Source organism: Pseudomonas sp. R1-7, assembly GCF_051132105.1.
Classification (GTDB): domain Bacteria; phylum Pseudomonadota; class Gammaproteobacteria; order Pseudomonadales; family Pseudomonadaceae; genus Aquipseudomonas.
On record NZ_CP071661.1, the window covers coordinates 2,712,376 to 2,729,518 of the forward strand.

13 protein-coding genes and 1 pseudogene are annotated in these 17,143 nt (G+C 59.5%); 6 read left to right on the forward strand and 8 right to left on the reverse strand.

The genetic code is table 11. From position 1 onward, the window contains the following. The first annotated feature begins 191 nt into the window (after window positions 1-191). A complete protein-coding gene (lpxO, locus tag J3P79_RS12255) occupies window positions 192-1,091 on the forward strand; it encodes a lipid A hydroxylase LpxO (protein ID WP_434610881.1) in 900 nt (299 codons plus the stop codon). 4 nt (window positions 1,092-1,095) lie between these two features. Here the strand turns inward: lpxO and ligD are convergent, their stop codons facing one another. After that, a complete protein-coding gene (gene ligD / locus J3P79_RS12260; protein ID WP_434610883.1) occupies window positions 1,096-3,078 on the reverse strand; it encodes a DNA ligase D in 1,983 nt (660 codons plus the stop codon). A 33-nt stretch (window positions 3,079-3,111) separates the two neighbouring features. Next, on the reverse strand, window positions 3,112-4,002 hold the full coding sequence (locus tag J3P79_RS12265) for a Ku protein (RefSeq protein ID WP_434610885.1): 891 nt from the start codon (window positions 4,000-4,002) through the stop codon (window positions 3,112-3,114). A 222-nt stretch (window positions 4,003-4,224) separates the two neighbouring features. Here J3P79_RS12265 and J3P79_RS12270 point away from each other — a divergent pair, with 222 nt between their 5' ends. From J3P79_RS12270 to J3P79_RS12290, 5 genes and pseudogenes are all read left to right on the forward strand, one after another. Beyond that, window positions 4,225-4,563, forward strand: a complete 339-nt coding sequence (locus J3P79_RS12270) for a hypothetical protein (RefSeq protein WP_434610887.1) — start codon at window positions 4,225-4,227, stop codon at window positions 4,561-4,563. Between the two features lie 40 nt (window positions 4,564-4,603). After that, entirely contained in the window at window positions 4,604-5,752 is a 1,149-nt protein-coding gene (locus tag J3P79_RS12275) for a PQQ-dependent sugar dehydrogenase (protein WP_434610889.1), read from the forward strand. Between the two features lie 209 nt (window positions 5,753-5,961). Then, window positions 5,962-6,951, forward strand: a pseudogene (gene ilvA / locus J3P79_RS12280) (threonine ammonia-lyase, biosynthetic); the annotation flags it as partial. Between the two features lie 397 nt (window positions 6,952-7,348). Then, complete coding sequence (locus J3P79_RS12285; protein ID WP_434611444.1) at window positions 7,349-7,642, forward strand: DUF1652 domain-containing protein; 294 nt, start codon at window positions 7,349-7,351, stop codon at window positions 7,640-7,642. A 404-nt stretch (window positions 7,643-8,046) separates the two neighbouring features. After that, window positions 8,047-9,909: a DUF2599 domain-containing protein gene (locus J3P79_RS12290; RefSeq protein WP_434610891.1), complete on the forward strand. Its 1,863-nt coding sequence runs from the start codon at window positions 8,047-8,049 to the stop codon at window positions 9,907-9,909. A gap of 133 nt (window positions 9,910-10,042) precedes the next feature. Here the strand turns inward: J3P79_RS12290 and J3P79_RS12295 are convergent, their stop codons facing one another. The 6 genes from J3P79_RS12295 to J3P79_RS12320 all read right to left on the reverse strand — a co-directional run bounded on the left by J3P79_RS12295 (window position 10,043) and on the right by J3P79_RS12320 (window position 16,988). Then, window positions 10,043-10,978, reverse strand: a complete 936-nt coding sequence (locus J3P79_RS12295) for a carbohydrate kinase family protein (RefSeq protein WP_434610893.1) — start codon at window positions 10,976-10,978, stop codon at window positions 10,043-10,045. Window positions 10,979-10,990: 12 nt separating this feature from the next. Continuing rightward, window positions 10,991-12,478, reverse strand: coding sequence for a xylulokinase (gene xylB / locus J3P79_RS12300; RefSeq protein ID WP_434610895.1), 1,488 nt, complete (start codon window positions 12,476-12,478; stop codon window positions 10,991-10,993). A gap of 95 nt (window positions 12,479-12,573) precedes the next feature. Then, entirely contained in the window at window positions 12,574-14,055 is a 1,482-nt protein-coding gene (locus J3P79_RS12305; RefSeq protein WP_434610896.1) for a mannitol dehydrogenase family protein, read from the reverse strand. A gap of 16 nt (window positions 14,056-14,071) precedes the next feature. Beyond that, window positions 14,072-15,175, reverse strand: a complete 1,104-nt coding sequence (locus J3P79_RS12310; protein ID WP_434610898.1) for an ABC transporter ATP-binding protein — start codon at window positions 15,173-15,175, stop codon at window positions 14,072-14,074. A gap of 39 nt (window positions 15,176-15,214) precedes the next feature. Next, a complete protein-coding gene (locus J3P79_RS12315; protein ID WP_018601515.1) occupies window positions 15,215-16,045 on the reverse strand; it encodes a carbohydrate ABC transporter permease in 831 nt (276 codons plus the stop codon). Between the two features lie 10 nt (window positions 16,046-16,055). After that, on the reverse strand, window positions 16,056-16,988 hold the full coding sequence (locus tag J3P79_RS12320; protein ID WP_434610901.1) for a carbohydrate ABC transporter permease: 933 nt from the start codon (window positions 16,986-16,988) through the stop codon (window positions 16,056-16,058). Between the last annotated feature and the right edge of the window lie 155 nt (window positions 16,989-17,143).

Below are 17,143 nucleotides of genomic sequence, written 5' to 3' on the forward strand. Positions count from 1 at the left end.
TTGGGCGGCGATTGTACTGGTCTGGACGCGTTAACGATAGGGTATTGCATGGGCAAGACAGTTTTTCACAACTGAGGATAACTTTCAGTTACAAAGTCTGGCTAAAATGCCATCTCACTCGACGCTATCTACCTCGCCGCTTGGCTGGCCAGGAGACGCGGCCTGTCAACTCCTGCATTGTGACGGACTCCGTGAAGCTCATCATTGTCGCGATCTATCTCTTCTCCATCGGCTATGTGCACCTGCGCGGACGCGTACGGCACAAGATCGGCCGCCAGCTGAGTGATCACTCGTCCTTCCTCGCGCCGATCAATTGCCTGCTCTACTTATGCTCGAAATTGCCTAACAAGCCGTTCCTCAGCCCAAGGGAGTTCCCGGACCTGACCCCGTTGCAGGCCCATTGGGAAGAGATCCGCGCCGAAGGCCAGAACCTGTTGCAGGCAGGCGAGATCAAGCGTTCCAACCAATACGACGACGTGGGTTTCAACTCGTTCTTCAAGACTGGCTGGAAGCGTTTCTATCTCAAATGGTACGGCGACAGCCATCCGTCGGCCATGAAGCTCTGCCCGCGTACCACCGAACTGGTGCAGGGCATCGGCTCGATCAAAGCGGCGATGTTCGCTGAATTGCCGCCGGGCTCGAAACTGGTGCGCCATCGCGATCCGTATGCCGGCTCCTATCGCTATCATCTGGGCCTGCAAACGCCCAATGATGCCGGTTGCTACATCGATGTCGATGGCGAGTCCTATCATTGGCGCGACGGCGAGGCGGTCATCTTCGACGAGACGTTCATCCATTACGCCGAAAACACCACGGCACAGAACCGCATCATCTTGTTCTGCGACGTGGAACGGCCGCTGAAGTACCGTTGGGCGACGGCGTTCAACCGCTGGTTCAGCCGTACCGTGATGGCCGCCGCTGGCGCGCCGAACGATGCCGGTGACAAGACCGGCGGCCTGAACCGGGCGTTTTCCCGACTTTACAAGATCCGTCTGCAAGGCAAAGCGCTGAAGAAACGCAATCGCACGTTGTACTACCTGCAGAAGTGGGCGTTCTTTGGCGCTCTGCTGGCATTTTTCATCTGGATCTGAAGGTTCAGGGCTTCTCTGTCTCCAGTTGTTCCCACATCCTGGCGGTGATCCGCTGACGATGGCTATAACCTTCCCATGGGTCGGCGCCCAAGCCCTTGGCCCGTTCCAACGCAGTCTGGATATCCCACTGCTGGGCGTTGCGCAGGCCGTCAAGTTCGTCCCGGGCAATCGGGACCGAAACCGGCAGGCCCGGTCTCGCACGCACCGAGTAGGCGGCCACGGTGCTGGCACCGCGGGCGTTGCGTAGATAATCGACGAACACCTTGCCCACGCGGTTCTTCGGTCCCATGGTCGCGGTGATCCGCTGCGGCATCTGGCGGGTCAGGAATTGCGAGATGGCCTTGGCGAAGGCCTTGGTGACATCCCATCCCTCGCTGCGCGCCAATGGCACGATGACGTGCATGCCTTTGCCGCCGCTGGTCTTGAGAAATCCCTGCAGGCCCAGCTCGTCGAGTACGGACAAGGTCATGCGTGTCGCTTCGAGCATGGCGCTCCAGGGCAGTGCCGGGTCGGGGTCCAGGTCCAGGACGAACAGATCGGGCGTCTCGATTCGGTCATGGGTGGCCGTCCAGGTGTGCAACTCCACCGCGCCCATCTGCGCCGCGCCGACCAGGGCATGGATACTGTCGATTTCCATCAGCGCCGCATGGCCCGGGTCCAGCTTAGGGTCCAACTGCTTGATATGAGGGATTTCCAGGCGATCGGCATGTTTCTGGAAGAACAGCTCTTCGCCGATTCCCTCCGGCGCCCGCACGAGCGCAACCGGGCGCAATTTCAGGTGCGGCAGGATCCACGGGGCGATGTCCAGGTAGTACTGAGCCAGCTCGGCTTTTTGCACGCCGCTGACACTGTCGACGACGCGGTCGGGGTGGGTGATCATCACGCCGTCGACCTTGGCGGCGTCGTCCTTGGTGCGGCGCTTGGGCTTGGGAGGCGCGGCTTTGATTGGCATGGGCTGCTCGCGCACCACGCGGCTGGCTTGCCCGTCGCCCTGCAGGCCAAGGAATACCGCCTGGCGCACCAGGCCGTCGGCGGTCCATTCGGCGAACTCGACTTCGCAGACGTGCGTCGGCTCGACCCAATGCACACCGCGCCCCTGCGCACCGCGCAGCGGCTTGTCCAGCGGCGAGGTTTCGCGTTCCCGGGCACAGAGTTCTTCATGCAGATGCTTGAGTTGAGCCTGGCTGAATCCCGTGCCGACCCGGCCGGCATACACCAGCCCCGACGGCCCGTTGACCGCCAGCAACAGGCCGCCGAAGCCGTTGCGTTTGCCTCGCGGGCGCGTGAACCCGACGATGACAAAGCACTGGCGCAGCCGACATTTGAGCTTGACCCAATCGGCGTTGCGGCCCGAGACATAAGGGCTGCCCAGGCGTTTGCCGACCACGCTGTCCAGCGACAGCGCGGTGGCGCTTTCGAAAATGTCGTGTTGGCTGGCGGAGAACGCCTCGGAAAACCGCAGGCGCTTGCTGGCGTTGTTCTTCAGGGCGTTCCTGAGCGCGGCGCGGCGTTCTTCCACGGGCTTCTCGCGCAGGTCGACGCCATTGAGGAACGGCGCGTCGAACAGGAAATACACCATGTCGACGCTGCGTCCGATTTCGAAGGCCTGGCGCAGGGCAGGGAAGTCCGAATGGCCGGCGTCGTCGAGCAGGACAAGTTCGCCATCGAGCCAACAATCACCCAGGTTCAACTTCGCCAAGGCGTCGGCATGCAGCTTGAGCCGCTCGGTCCAGTCCGCGTGGTGGCGGTTAAACAACCGGACCTCGCCGTTCTCGATGCGTGCCAGAAGCCGGTAGCCGTGGAACTGGACCTCATAGCGCCATTCCCCGGCAGGCGGTTGTTCCACGGGCGTGGCCAATTGCGGCGACAGACGGTCCGGCAGCCGGCCATCGTCCACCTGATCGCCCCGTCGGGCGCGGCTGCGAGTCGTTGTTGCGTCCGCTTGCACGGCGGACGGACGGGCAGATTCACTCTCGGCCTTGGCCATGACAGATTCCCTTGTGTTACAGGCGCCCGGGATTTAGCCCCGGGAGGCCTTGGTGGCTTTTTTAGCTGGAGCGGATTTACGCGTCTTGGTCGATTTTGCTGCCGTCTTTTCAGCCGGTTTTTCCGGGCTCTTGCCCTTGCCACCAAGGCTACGCTTGAGCAGCTCGGTAAGGTCGATGACGTCGGCGGTCTTGCGTTGTTCTTCGCCTGGGTCGGTTTCCACCGCTTCGAGGCGGCCTTCGGTGGCCTTTCTTTCCACCAGTTCCATGATTTTTTCCTGGAAACTGTCGCGGTACTCCTGAGGTTCCCAGTCGCCGCTCATGTCTTCCACCAGGCGTTTGGCCATGTCCAGTTCGCCCTTTGCCAGCGTCGGCTTGGTCACCTCGTCGCCCAACTCCAGGACGTCGAGTTCGCGGACTTCGGCGGGCCAGCGCAGCATCACCAGCACCAGTGCCTCTTGCAACGGCATGAGCGCCGCAAGGTGTTGGCGTGTATGCAGCACCACATTTGCCAGGGCGACTTTGTTGGTCTTGAGCAATGTCTCGCGCAACAGCGCATAGACCTTGCCGCCGCGTTTGTCCGGCGCCAGGAAATATGGCTTGTCGATGTTCTGGAGCGGGATCTTTTCGCTGTCCACGAAAGAGAAAATATCGATGGTCTGGGTGGACTTGGGGTGGGCTGCGCGAATTTCTTCCTCGCTGATCAGCACATATTGACCCTTCTGGTATTCCACGCCTTTGACGATGTCATCCTTGGTCACTTCCTTGCCGGTGACCTTGTTGACGCGCTTGTAGCCCACCGGATCCATGCTGCGTTTGTCCAACCAGTCGAAATCCACACCTTGGGACGCGGTGGCCGACACCAGTGCCACTGGGATGTGGACCAGCCCGAAACTGATTGCGCCTTTCCAGATTGCCCGTGCCATGGTGCAATTTTCCTTACCGGTGAATGGTCTCTCTGGTGACCCCCGGGGCTTGGGAAAAGTTTCCGCCGGGCGCCGGCTGGCTGCGGTTGGCCTCTTGGAATTGCCTGGCGGCGGAGAAGCCTCGTTACATCTTCGCGGGGATATTTCGCTTAACAACAACGAACCTGCGGCGTAGCGTGCTTTCGATATGCCGGTGTCATCACCGTGTCGCTGGGAGGTTCCATGAACAGGCTGATACTCGTTCTAACCGCGCTATCAATGAGCGCCGCCGCGCAAGCGGTCACGCCGGGCGTGGGGCCAGTGCTGGCCCAGAACCTGCCGGGCAACAACAACCCATACAACAGCCCGATCCGCCGGGCCAATCCCAACAGCATGCAGGGCACCCAGCCCAACGTGCCGACGATTCGCAGCAACCCGACAGTGCCGGTGCCACGGCCTCCGACCCTGGAAAACGGCGGCATCGGCAATGGTTACCCCCGGGCTGGCTCGCCTCCCGGCTCGCCACGCCCCACCATCGAATCCCCGACACCTCCAAGGAACACGAATAACGGCAATCGCTGAGGCGCCGTCCTGATCCACATCACCACAGAAGGAAGTGTGCATGTTGCGTAAAACAATCCGGACCACCCTGTGTGCCAGCGCCATGGTGGTCTTCGCCGCGCCAGTCTTCGCCGCGCAAGTGCAGGCACTGAAGAGCGAGGAAGGCACCCTCGAAGTGACAACCGTTGTCAGGGGGCTCGAGCATCCCTGGTCCGTGGCGTTCCTGCCCGACCAGCAGGGCATGCTGGTGACGGAGCGCGCCGGCAACCTGCGGTGGGTTGGCACCGATGGCAAATTATCCGCACCGTTGAACGGTGTGCCCGAGGTCTGGGCCAAGGGGCAGGGTGGTTTGCTGGATGTGGTGCTGTCGCCGGACTTCAAGCAGGACCGTACGATCTACCTGTCCTACGCCGAGGCCGGTAAGGACGGCAAGGCCGGCACTGCCGTGGGCCGGGGGCAACTGTCCAAGGACTTGAAAAGCCTCGACGGCTTCGACGTGATTTTCCGACAACAGCCCAAGCTCTCCACCGGCAATCACTTCGGTTCCCGGCTGGTGTTCGACCGGGACGGCTACCTGTTCATTACCCTGGGGGAAAACAACGATCGCCCGACCGCCCAGGACCTGGACAAGTTGCAGGGCAAGATGGTGCGGATCTACCCCGACGGCAAGGTGCCTGACGACAACCCCTTTGTCAGTCAGAAAAACGTACGCCCGGAGATTTGGTCGTACGGCCTGCGCAACCCCCAGGGCGCTGCGCTCAACCCATGGAACGGCACGGTGTGGGAAAACGAGCACGGCCCCAAGGGTGGTGACGAGTTGAATATTATCGAGCGAGGCAAAAACTATGGCTGGCCGCTGGCGACCCACGGCGACAACTATTCAGGCGCGCCGATCCCCGAGGCCCAGGGCAAGACCGTCGAAGGCACCGTCGGGCCGCACCATGTCTGGCAGGTGTCGCCAGGGCTCAGCGGCATGGCATTCTACGACAACGGTCGTTTCAAGCCTTGGCAACGCAACGTGTTTATCGGGGCGTTAGTGTCCAAGGACCTGATCCGCCTGGAATTCGAGGGCGACAAGGTCGTTCACGAAGAACGCTTGCTGGGTGAACTCAAGGAACGTATCCGGGACGTTCGCCAGGGCCCGGATGGTTTCCTCTATGTGCTGACAGACGAGGACGACGGCGCACTGTACAAAGTCGGCTTGAAATGATCGCGATGTGCGAAGGCCTGGGATTTTAATTGACTTGGCAACCCCTCGCGGCTAGTTTCCAACCATGACTTCCACACCATTGCGCAGCCAGCCAAGCATTATTACCGCCATTCCTTATTGGCGGGCTAGCTGACGGCTGCACCGAACCCGCCCTAGAGGCGGGTTTTTTCTTTCTGTCTCCGGGGCTCTCTCAGAACCAGGAGACCGCCATGACCCCGACCAGCGCCGAGCAGGATTTGCTGGAACATTACGTGAAGAAAATTCTCGCCGCGCCGGTCTACGAGCTGGCGGTGGCCACGCCGTTGCAGGCGGCTCCTGCGTTGTCCCAGGCCTTGGGCAACCGGATCCTGCTCAAGCGTGAAGATCTTCAGCCGACCTTTTCCTTCAAGATACGCGGTGCCTATAACAAGTTGGTGCAACTGACCCCGGAGCAGCGCAGCCGTGGTGTCATCACGGCCTCGGCGGGCAATCATGCCCAAGGCGTAGCGCTGGCGGCACGGGAGCTGGGCGTCTCGGCCTGCATTGTCATGCCGCTGACCACGCCAGAGCTGAAAGTGACCGGTGTGCGTAGCCGAGGCGCCGAGGCGCTGCTGCACGGGGAAAGCTTCCCGTTTGCCCTGGCCTTCGCTCTGGACTTGGCTCGCCGGACAGGGCGGGAATTCGTTTCGCCGTTTGATGACCCGGATGTCATCGCCGGTCAGGGAACCGTTGCGATGGAAATCCTGCGCCAGCACCCGGGCCGATTGGATGCGATTTTCGTTCCGGTCGGCGGCGGGGGCCTGATCGCCGGGGTGGCGGCGTACGTCAAATACCTGCGTCCGGAAATCCGCATCATCGGTGTCGAGTCAGAACACTCTGCATGCCTGCAAGCCGCGCTGGCAGCCGGCACACGGGTGACGCTCCCTGCAGTGGGCACCTTTGCCGATGGCGTGGCGGTGGCGCAAATCGGTGCCCATGGTTTTGATGTCTGTCGTTTCTGTGTCGATGAAGTGATCACCGTAACCAATGATCAGCTCTGCGCAGCGATCCGGGATATCTATGACGATACCCGCTCGATCACCGAACCCTCCGGCGCGCTGGCGGTGGCGGGTATCAAGCACTACGTGGCGCAAAGGGCAGCGCAAGGCCAAACGCTGATTGCCGTCAATTCCGGCGCCAACATCAACTTTGACAGTTTGCGCCACGTGGCTGAACGCGCAGCTGTTTCAATCGCCTGATTTGGAATGGCACTTCAAAATTTTTAAGAGTCAGCCGACGGATGCCCGCTCATGAAATCGAAATAGTGGCTACTCTGAGCCTGGCAAGCCAAACGGCGCGATTGCAGTTTGCATGAAGGAAAAACCGCTTCCATGCATTCTGCATGACCCATACGTCGGCCTTGCTGGCTAAGTCATTGATTTGTCACAGTCTGGATGTATCAGGAGATGGGCATATTAATTGCGGGTGTTTACAGGAGCCCGATTGACGGGCCCCAACACCAAAAATGCCAAAATGAACGAACGGCACGGCATTCGTAGTCCAGTCCGCAGGGAAGAATCGGACGAAAATACCGCCGTCGTGAATATAAATTGGCTGGCTCAACAGGAGAGAGTTGCCATGTTCTTATCTGCCCTCGAAATGCGAAACATCATTGAAAGCAGCCTGCTGCCCAAGCGGTCGCAATGCACGTTGTCACCGGACCTGTCCATGACCGTCAAGATCTACGACGATCATGAAACCGATCGCGTGGCGCTGATCAAGAGCGACATTGATGCCACCAAGCTCACGGGCTGCCGGGCGATTAATGATCTGATCGCTGAACTGCGGACAGAGCTTGACCACACGCAAAGCCGGAGTCACGCCCATCCAGGCAATCATTTCCAGCAGTTGCATCGGATGGCTGGACGCTAAGTCGCAACCCGTTAAGTAGCAATCATAGCTCGCTGAACTCTCCGTCTGGCCGGTTTTTACTCCGCCAGACGTTGAGGTCTTGATCGATTTTTCTTGTCCGGCTCAGCTCACGAGCCTTAGGCCACCGGAAGTCCTCCCGTCTCTCGGCATTATCCCCATCCCAACATTAAACCTAGGTATCGGCGCGCGACTGTATGCACTTGTATTGCGTATTTCGCGATAAAGGTTAGTTCTAATCCGTCTTTTCCACCTGTTATTTCTAACAGTAGCCGATTTGACGTTACCCGCCGAGAATCGAAGTTGCAGGTGCCAGGTACATCGTGGTGCGATGAGTTGAATGAGGTTCTTGGAAGCACCTGACGCAAATCGCATGTGTGGGCTAACGTAGCTTTCAGGCGGATGACATGAAAATTATCTCTGTAGGGCTTTTATTGATACTAAGTACCTCAGCCTCAGCCGTTTATCTGACGCCCAATCAGAATGGCGGTCGGGGAGCTATTCCAGGTGCTTATGGCGGTGGGGCGGGAGATCCAAATTTCAATTTTCCTTTGGTGTTTCAAACTAATAATGGGGACTGGGTTCACGATCTGTCGCTGCCTGGTATAGCGCCGGATAAGGCTGTGGTTACAATTAACGCGATGGCGGATTATTCAAGTGCTCTAGAGTTGGGTAATACCGACGTTAATGCGAAATCCATAATGTTGAATAAGGGCGATTCTTTAAATTTCCAGTATGATGTGGTCTCGCAAAAATGGAAGTTGCAGACCGTGGAATACACGCCAAATACCGTTGGCAATACGGTGCCTGATAATGCTGCTTTAAGAATTGTACGGTACTTGTTGCGGGATGGTGATTGGGTGGCTGATCTAATTCTGCCAAAAGCCAATAACGGCGATATCGTGGTGGTTCATTCAACTGCTACCTATCCATCGAAAGTTACACCGCCTTCCGGCGTGTCGGGGGAAGCTGTAGAAATTTTCTCAGGAGATATATATAGCTTCGTCTATGACGGCTCCCTGAATCGTTGGAATTCTGCAAAAAAACGTGATCTGTCCAATCCGGTTGCGCAGCGCATTAATAATGACTACAACCAAATAAAGAACGACTGTCTTGAATATGGAAGTCGTGCGCGCCGGGGGCATTATTACTGCAGTGGGAACATCGTTCGGGCCACGGCAGATGGAGACTATAATCCTTGGGAGCGTCCAGCCACCGGATCGACCTCATACACTTGGCTTAGGAAAGATATGGGTACGAATCATCTGTACCGACCGGTTGGGTTCATTTTGCGCACGCCTTTGTATGGGACGATTCGGGGCCTCCCGGTGATTTCCATAGGTTGGACGTGCCTTTATTCTTTCGACGGTTGGACTGCAAGCGGCAAGGAGTGCGATGGGATCACCCCTGAGATGGCCAGTAACGCAGGCTTCACATTTAACGCTAATCCGGAGCCAAGGAGTCCGACCGCTAATAGCCGCTATTCGTTTGGGTCTTGCGACAAGATGGGAATCACTCATAAAGATGAATGGTTGACGTTTTTTCGAGCCGGTAATAATGCTTTCTGGAATCAGTGTTCTTGGAATGTGGAAAGTCAGGAAGGTTGGAATGCGATGATAGATGTCCATAATTCAGATGTTGCCCCCTATTCCCAATTTGATTCGAATTATCCGGAGTTGGATTCGAGTTGGTATAAGGCAGGTCATAATGAAATCCGGCTAAATAATGCTGCGACAAACTCATCGCTGAATGCATCTGCCATTGAGGCGATTTTTTTTGATGTTAACGTTAATGTACAGCCGAGCCCGCTCGAATCTGCCAGAATTTTTCAAAGAAAACTTGGTCAGGCGGGATATTCGGTTCCTATCGTGCGGATTGATTTTGCCGCTCCAGCAATAGAGCGTTTCAATTTTGCTCAAGCCGATCAGTCTGAAGCTTATGACCCTGGTCGATGTGTTCAGTACATTGATTCGGCGGCATGGGTCGAACGTTTTGATCCTGGGACTAATAAAAAAGAATGGAGCTTGTCGGTGGTTCCCACGGAATGCGGCAGAAATATAGAGTCGAATCAAACTGCTCGGGCTTATGATGAGCTTGTTAATAAGTTCTACAATGATGCTCAATGGAAGAATAACGATGGAGGTGGAATGCGCCGGCAGCTAATTTGCCATTTGGTTATTGCGCGAGGGAAGTATCCCTGGAATCTTGAGCCCTTCAGGCCCGATGTGTCGCACGAGATGTCGATAAATAAAGGATGTAATCCTGTATAAGATGGATAACTACATCAGTATCTCAAATCTGGAGCGGGATTCCTTGAAATTCCAGGGGTCAAGGAATCGCCTCAAAGTAAACGCAAAGTCTGGGCCGGTGCCGAGCCTATATAACTCTTCACACTCGCCGGGGCTATAAGTCTTTCCTGAGTGGCAGGTCCGGCCCGGTTTTAGTGCACGTCAACGCAGCAGCGCGCATGGCGAAGTCGAGCATCTTGCCGATTTGCCCAGCGTCCAGTGAATGCAAACCCTCCACATCATCCAGTTGCTGCTCGGTCAGCCAGGCGATCAAGGCCGCCTGGAAGGTATCGCCTGCGCCCACGGTGTCGGCTATTTCGACGGGGCAAGCGGGCAACGACCATACACCATGCTGACGGCTGAACACCGCAGCCCCCTGGCCGCCACGGGTCAAGAATGCCAACTGGCAACGATGTTCCAGCCAGCCACCGATGACTTCCTGCGGGTCCCGGTCGGGATACAGCAGGCTCAGGTCTTCATCGCTGACTTTGATCAGGTCGGCATATTCAACCAGTGCCGCGATCCGTGAGCGCCACAACTCGATATCCGGTTGCGGGTTGAGCCGCACGTTCGGGTCCAGGCTGATCAAGCGTTTGCCGCTCTCGCGTTGAACCAGCGCCAGCAGCGTGTCGCCGACGGGCTGCACCACCAGGGAAAACGAGCCGACATGCAAGCCGCGCACCTCCGGACCCAGCTCCGGCAGATGTGCCAGGTTCAGTTGCCGGTCCGCGCAGCCTTCGCCACGGAAGCTGTAGTGCGGCGAGCCATTGGCCCCGACGGCGACCATCGCCAAGGTCGTTGGCGCGTCGAAGTCGTGGGCAAACCGGGTGCTGACGCCTTCGTCGATCAGCACCTGATGTAGGCGACGGCCCAGATAGTCAGTGGAAAGCCCGGTGAACAGCGCCGATTCAACCCCTAGCCGACGCAGTCCCACCGCGACATTGAAAGGCGAGCCGCCAGCAATTGCCTTGTAATTCACTCGCGAGGCCGGGGCTCCCGCTTCGTTTGCACTGAAGAAATCAAACAGCGCTTCACCACACACCAAATACATAATTGCCCGCTCTCAAAGGGTTGCGACGTGTTGCCGATAAATTTCATAAGCCTGCTGGGACGCTTCGACACGCGCAGCGTTTGGCCGGGTTTCGCTGGCCGGGTCGAGCTTGACGCAGCGCTCGCACAGTTCGGCCAGGCCGTCTTGGGCGCCTGAATTGCACCACGCCGCCTGGATCGCCGCACCCAGCGCAGCCGCCTCGCTCTGCTCGGTACAGATGACGGTGGTGTCCATGATATCGGCGACGATCTGCCGCCAGGCCGCGCTTTTCGAGCCGCCGCCGATCAAGCGGATGCTCTGGGCCTTGAGGCCGTTGGCCCGCAGCAGGTCCAGGCCATAGCGCAGGCCGAACGTCGTGCCTTCGACGACCGCGCGGCACAGATTGGCCCGGGTCAGGTTGGTGGTCGTCAGCCCGAGGAGGCTGCCGGTGGCGTGGGGCAGGGCGGGGACACGTTCGCCGTTGAGGAACGGCAGCATGCAGACACCCTCCGCACCGATCGGCGCCTGGGTTACGAGGGTGTTGAATGTGTCGATGTCCAGGTCCAGCAGCTCGCGAATCGCCCCGGTGGCGTTGGTCAGGTTCATGGTGCAGATCAGCGGCAGCCAGCCACCGCTGGAGGAGCAAAAGGTTGCCACCGACGCCTGCGGGCTGACGGTAGGCTCCGCTCCATAGGCATACACGGTCCCGGACGAGCCGAGGCTCATGGTGATCACGCCGGGCTGGATGTTGCCGGTGCCGATGGCGCCCATCATGTTGTCACCGCCACCGCTGGATACTATCGCTGCGGGATTGAGCCCCAGATGCGCGGCGATTTCCGGCAGGATCCGGCCAACGGGTTGGTGAGCCTCGATCAGTTCGGGCAACGCCGATTGCAGCCGGCCGCTGGGGTCGATATGGCGCAGCAGCTCCACGTCCCATTGGCGGGTGCGCACGTTGAAATAGCCGGTGCCCGAGGCATCGCCGTATTCGCTGCAATGACGGCCGGTGAGCCAGTAATTGAGGAAGTCATGGGGCAGCAGGACGCTGGCGATGCGCTCGAAAACCTGGGGATGCTGTTCCTGGGTCCAGAGCAGTTTGGAAATAGTGTAGCCCGGCGCAATCACCACGCCGAGGCGTTCCAGGCTGCCGTCTTCACCGCCGAGGTGCGCCAGGAGTCGGTCGTTTTCCGGCGTGGTTTCGGTGTCGCACCACAGTTTGGCCGGGCGCAGCACCTGGCCTTGGTCATCGAGCAGCACCAGGCCGTGTTGCTGGCCGGAGACACCTATGCCGAGGATGGCCTGGCCATCGACCTTCGCATCTGCCAACGCCTGTCGAGTAGCCTGGGTGAACGCGTCGAGCCATTGCTGGGTGTCTTGTTCACGGCGACCGTTGGCACCGCTGATCATGCTATGGGCAGCGGCGCCCTGGCCGAGCACCTGGCCACTGACCGAGTCCAGGATCAGGGCCTTGGTGCCTTGGGTGCCGCAGTCGATGCCCAGGAACAATTGTTGGTTTGCCATGGAAATCCTCGGATCAAAAGAACAAAACCTGTGGTGAGCGGCCTTACCTGTGGCAAGGGGATAAATCCCCTCGCCACAAAAAATGCGTCCAGGCATTAGTCCGCTTCAGCCAACACCCGCTCAAGCGTTTTCGTCACCCCATGCTCGCGCAGGCTGTTGCAACACCACTCGAAGGCTGCCACGAATTCGGCCGATCGGGGGATAGCCGTGCCAAAAATTTCTTCCACGTCGAGCATCCGCTGGGTCACCAGCACATCATCGGCCACCAATGCCTGGCAGAACGCCGCGCGAGGGTCGGGGATCGAATAGGTCGTGCCATTTTCGTCCACACCCTTCAGATACACCGCCCAGGCCGCCACCACCAACGCCGCGCGGCGGGTCTCGCCCCCATCGGCAATCAGGCGGTTGATGGTCGGCACGGTGAATTTCGGGAATTTCGACGAGCCATCCGAACACACCCGTTCGAGTTGGTCGGCGATGGCTTGGTTGGAGAAGCGCTCCACCAGGGTGTACTTGTATTGCGTCAGGTCGATGCCTGGCACGGGCGCCAACTGCGGTGTCACGTCCAAGTCCATATATGCGCGGATATAGCGCACGAACAACGGATCGTTCATGGTTTCGTGGACGAAGCGATAACCCTTGAGGAAACCCAGGTAGGTCAGGGCAAGGTGGCTGCCGTTGAGCAGCTTGATCTTCATTTCTTCATAGGGCGTTACGTCGTCGGTGAATTGCACGCCGACGTTTTCCCAGACCGGGCGACCATTGACGAACTTGTCTTCGAGTACCCACTGCACGAACGGCTCGCACACCACTGGCCATGCGTCATCGACGCCATGCTCGTCATGCAGCTGCAAGCGGTGGGCGCCACTGGTCATCGGTGTGATGCGGTCGACCATGGCGTTGGGGAAGCTGACGTTCCGGTCGATCCATTGGCCCAGCGCTGGATCGCGCAGCGCGGCGAAGGCCAGTAGCGCCTTGCGTGTGACGGCGCCGTTGTGAGGCAGGTTGTCGCAAGACATGAGGGTGAACGCCGGCGTGCCCTCGGCGCGGCGCTTGGCCAGGGCGGCGCAGAGGAAGCCGAACACGGTCTTCGGCTCGTCGGGATGGGCCAGGTCGTGCTGGATCTGCGGCAAATGGGCCATGAATTCGCCGTTGCTGTCGTCGATGCAATAGCCACCTTCGGTGATGGTCAGGGAGACGATGCGGATCTGCGGATCGGCCAGTTTGTCGATCAACGCCTGGGCGCTGTCTTCGGCGAGCAGCATGTCGGTGATAGCGCCGATCACGCGAACTTCGGTGTCGTCGGTGTCGCCCAGTTCATAAAGGGTGAACAGGTAATCCTGGCCGGCCAGGTCATCCCGGGCGCGGCGGTCTTCGGGGCGAAGGCCTACGCCGCAAATGGCCCAGTCGAGGCCTTCGCCAGTGTTCATCAATGCATCGGTGTAGTACGCCTGGTGCGCACGGTGGAAGCCACCGACACCGATGTGGGCGATGCCTTGGCGTCGGTCGTCCAGCTTGTACGCGGGCAGGACGACCCCGGCGTTGAGGTTGTGCAGGTTCTGTCGGTTGAGTTTCATCGCAAAATCTCGGCTATCAGGCGGCAGCGCGCAGCGCGCGGGAAACCGCTACGCCCTCGGCATCGAATAAATGGCAGTGTTCGGCGTCCAGGTGCAGGTCCAGTTGCTCGCCGAATCGGCTCGCCAGGTCCCCTCGCACGCGCATGGTCAAGGCTTCGCCGGAAGCGGTGACGACGTGGCAGAAAGTATCGCTGCCCAGGCGCTCGCTGACATCGGCGGTCACCCGCAGCGTGCATTCGCCCGATTGGGCCAGGTTCAGGTGTTCCGGGCGAATCCCCAATGTCACCGCGCCGCCGACGCTCAGGTTGGCGCCACTGCGCGGCAGGCTGATACGCGTGCCGGCGTCCAGCAGCACTTCACAACCTTGGCCGTCCAGAGCGGTGATCTTGCCCTTGAGGAAGCCCATCTTCGGCGTACCGAGAAACCCGGCCACGAACAGGTTGGCCGGTTGGTGGTACAGCTCCAGCGGCGAGCCGACCTGTTCGATGCGCCCACCGTTGAGTACGACGACCTTATCGGCCAGGGTCATGGCTTCGACCTGGTCGTGGGTCACGTAGATCATCGTCGCTTGCAGTTCTTTATGCAGGCGCGCCAGTTCCAGGCGCATCTGCACGCGCAGGGCGGCATCGAGGTTGGACAGCGGTTCGTCGAAGAGGAAGATCTTGGGGTTGCGCACGATGGCCCGGCCGATCGCCACGCGCTGGCGCTGGCCACCGGACAGTTGCTTGGGCTTGCGCTCCAGCATCGGCCCCAGTTCGAGGATGCGCGCCGCTTCGTTGACTTTCTTTTCGACGTCGGCCTTGGGCACGCCAGCCAGGTCCAAGGCGAAGGACATGTTCTTGCGCACGCTCATGTGCGGGTACAGGGCGTAGGTCTGGAACACCATCGCCAGGTCGCGCTTGGCCGGGCTGACTTCGGTGATGTCGCGGCCGTCGAGTTCGATGGTGCCGTCGCTGACCTCTTCCAGGCCAGCGATCAGCCGCAGCAATGTGGACTTGCCGCAGCCCGATGGGCCGACAAAGACTACGAATTCACGGTCGTTCACCTCAAGGTCGATGCCCTTGATGATCGAGAAACCTTCGAAACCTTTTTGCAGATTCTTGATTTTCAGGTTGGCCATGATGATGGGCCTCCACTTCTGAGAACTGTGTAGGGCGCGTTATTTCACCGCGCCGAAGGACAAGCCGCGCACCAGTTGTTTCTGGCTGATCCAGCCAAAGATCAGGATCGGCGCGCAGGCCAGGGTCGAGACGGCGGACAACTTGGCCCAGAACAATCCTTCCGGGCTGGAATAAGAGGCGATCAACGCGGTCAGCGGCGCGGCTTTGGACGAGGTGAGGTTCAGCGACCAGAAGGCCTCGTTCCAGCACAGGATCAGCGACAACAGTACGGTGGACGCCAGGCCGCCCTTGGCGATCGGCAACAACACGCGGACCATTTCCTGCCACAACGTGGCACCGTCCAGGCGCGCGGCTTCGAGGATGTCGCGAGGGATGTCCTTGAAGTAGGTGTAGATCATCCAGACCACGATCGGCAGGTTGATCAGCGTGTAGATGATGATCAGCGCAACACGGGTGTCCAGCAGGCCGAATTGCTTGGCCAGCAAGTAGATCGGCATCAGCACGCCCACCGGCGGCAGCATCTTGGTGGAGAGCATCCACAGCAGCGTGCCTTTGGTGCGCTGGGTTTCGTAGAACGCCATGGAGTACGCCGCCGGCACCGCGATCAGCAGGCAGAGGGCGGTGGCGCTGAAGGAAATCACCACCGAGTTCCAGGCGAAGCTGAAGTAGTTGCTGCGCTCGTTGATGTGCAGGTAGTTCTCCAGCGTCGGCGCGAAGATGAATTGCGGCGGCGTGGCGAAGGCGTCGATTTCGGTCTTGAAGCTGGTCAGCACCATCCAGAAGATCGGGAAAAAGATCAGGATCGCGATGGCCCAGGCCAGCGTGCCCAACAGCAGGCTTTGCAGGCGACGGGATTGTTGGAGAGTCATGGCGACGGCCTCAATGCTTGTCGGTGAGGTTTTTGCCGATCATCCGGACCAGGATGATAGCGGCGATATTGGCGATGACCACGGCAATCAGGCCACCCGCCGACGCCATGCCGACGTCGAACTGCACCAGCGCCTGGTTGTAGATCAGGTACGCAAGGTTGGTGGAGGCGTAGCCGGGGCCACCGTTGGTGGTGGTGAAAATCTCGGCGAACACCGACAGCAGGAAGATGGTTTCGATCATCACCACCACGGCAATCGGGCGTGCCAGGTGCGGCAGGGTCAGGTGCCAGAAAATGGCGATGGGGCCGGCACCGTCCAGGCGCGCGGCTTCTTTCTGTTCCTGGTCGAGCGACTGCATGGCGGTCATCAGGATCAGGATCGCGAACGGCAGCCATTGCCAACTGACGATGATAATGATCGACAACAGCGGGTAATGGGCCAGCCAGTCCACCGGTTGGGCACCGAACAGCTTCCACACCGAGGCGAGGATCCCGGAGACCGGATGGAAAATCAGGTTCTTCCAGATCAGCGCGCCGACGGTGGGCATGATGAAGAACGGCGAGATCAGCAACACGCGGACGATGCCGCGCCCGAAGAACTCACTGGCCTCCAGCAGGGCGCTGATCAATACCCCGAGCACGATGCTGATCAACAGCACGCTGCCCACCAGCAACAATGTATTGGTGGCGCCGGGCATGAAGCCCGAATCAGTCAGGAAATAGGTGAAGTTTTCGAGCCCGACGAAATCGTTTTCGCCGGGGTAGAGCAGGTTGTAGCGGATCGTCGAGAAGTACACGGTCATGCCCAGCGGCACGATCATCCACAGCAGCAACAAGGCGACCGAAGGGCTGACCAGAAACCAGCCGGGGTTGGCCAGGCGGATCTTGCGGGCTGGCGGGGCTATCTCGATGGGGGCTTTGACTGTTGTCGTTGAGCTATTCATGAGCGCTTACTCTTATGCGACACATTCCCTGTGGCGAGGGAGCTTGGTCCCGCTGGACCGCGCAGCGGGCCCATGCCGATAGGCAATCGGTCTGATCGCCAGGGCGGGCTTCGCCCGCCAGCGGGAGCAAGCTCCCTCGCCACAAATGGATATTT

Bases quoted from the DNA above. Each gene is read 5' to 3' on its own strand.
- J3P79_RS12270 (WP_434610887.1), top strand. From the start codon at position 4,225: ATGAACAGGCTGATACTCGTTCTAACCGCGCTATCAATGAGCGCCGCC.
- J3P79_RS12265 (WP_434610885.1), bottom strand. From the start codon at position 4,002: ATGGCACGGGCAATCTGGAAAGGCGCAATCAGTTTCGGGCTGGTCCAC.
- ligD (WP_434610883.1), bottom strand. From the start codon at position 3,078: ATGGCCAAGGCCGAGAGTGAATCTGCCCGTCCGTCCGCCGTGCAAGCG.
- xylB (WP_434610895.1), bottom strand. From the start codon at position 12,478: ATGGCAAACCAACAATTGTTCCTGGGCATCGACTGCGGCACCCAAGGC.
- J3P79_RS12310 (WP_434610898.1), bottom strand. From the start codon at position 15,175: ATGGCCAACCTGAAAATCAAGAATCTGCAAAAAGGTTTCGAAGGTTTC.
- J3P79_RS12290 (WP_434610891.1), top strand. From the start codon at position 8,047: ATGAAAATTATCTCTGTAGGGCTTTTATTGATACTAAGTACCTCAGCC.
- J3P79_RS12285 (WP_434611444.1), top strand. From the start codon at position 7,349: ATGTTCTTATCTGCCCTCGAAATGCGAAACATCATTGAAAGCAGCCTG.
- J3P79_RS12315 (WP_018601515.1), bottom strand. From the start codon at position 16,045: ATGACTCTCCAACAATCCCGTCGCCTGCAAAGCCTGCTGTTGGGCACG.
- J3P79_RS12305 (WP_434610896.1), bottom strand. From the start codon at position 14,055: ATGAAACTCAACCGACAGAACCTGCACAACCTCAACGCCGGGGTCGTC.
- J3P79_RS12275 (WP_434610889.1), top strand. From the start codon at position 4,604: ATGTTGCGTAAAACAATCCGGACCACCCTGTGTGCCAGCGCCATGGTG.
- J3P79_RS12320 (WP_434610901.1), bottom strand. From the start codon at position 16,988: ATGAATAGCTCAACGACAACAGTCAAAGCCCCCATCGAGATAGCCCCG.
- J3P79_RS12295 (WP_434610893.1), bottom strand. From the start codon at position 10,978: ATGTATTTGGTGTGTGGTGAAGCGCTGTTTGATTTCTTCAGTGCAAAC.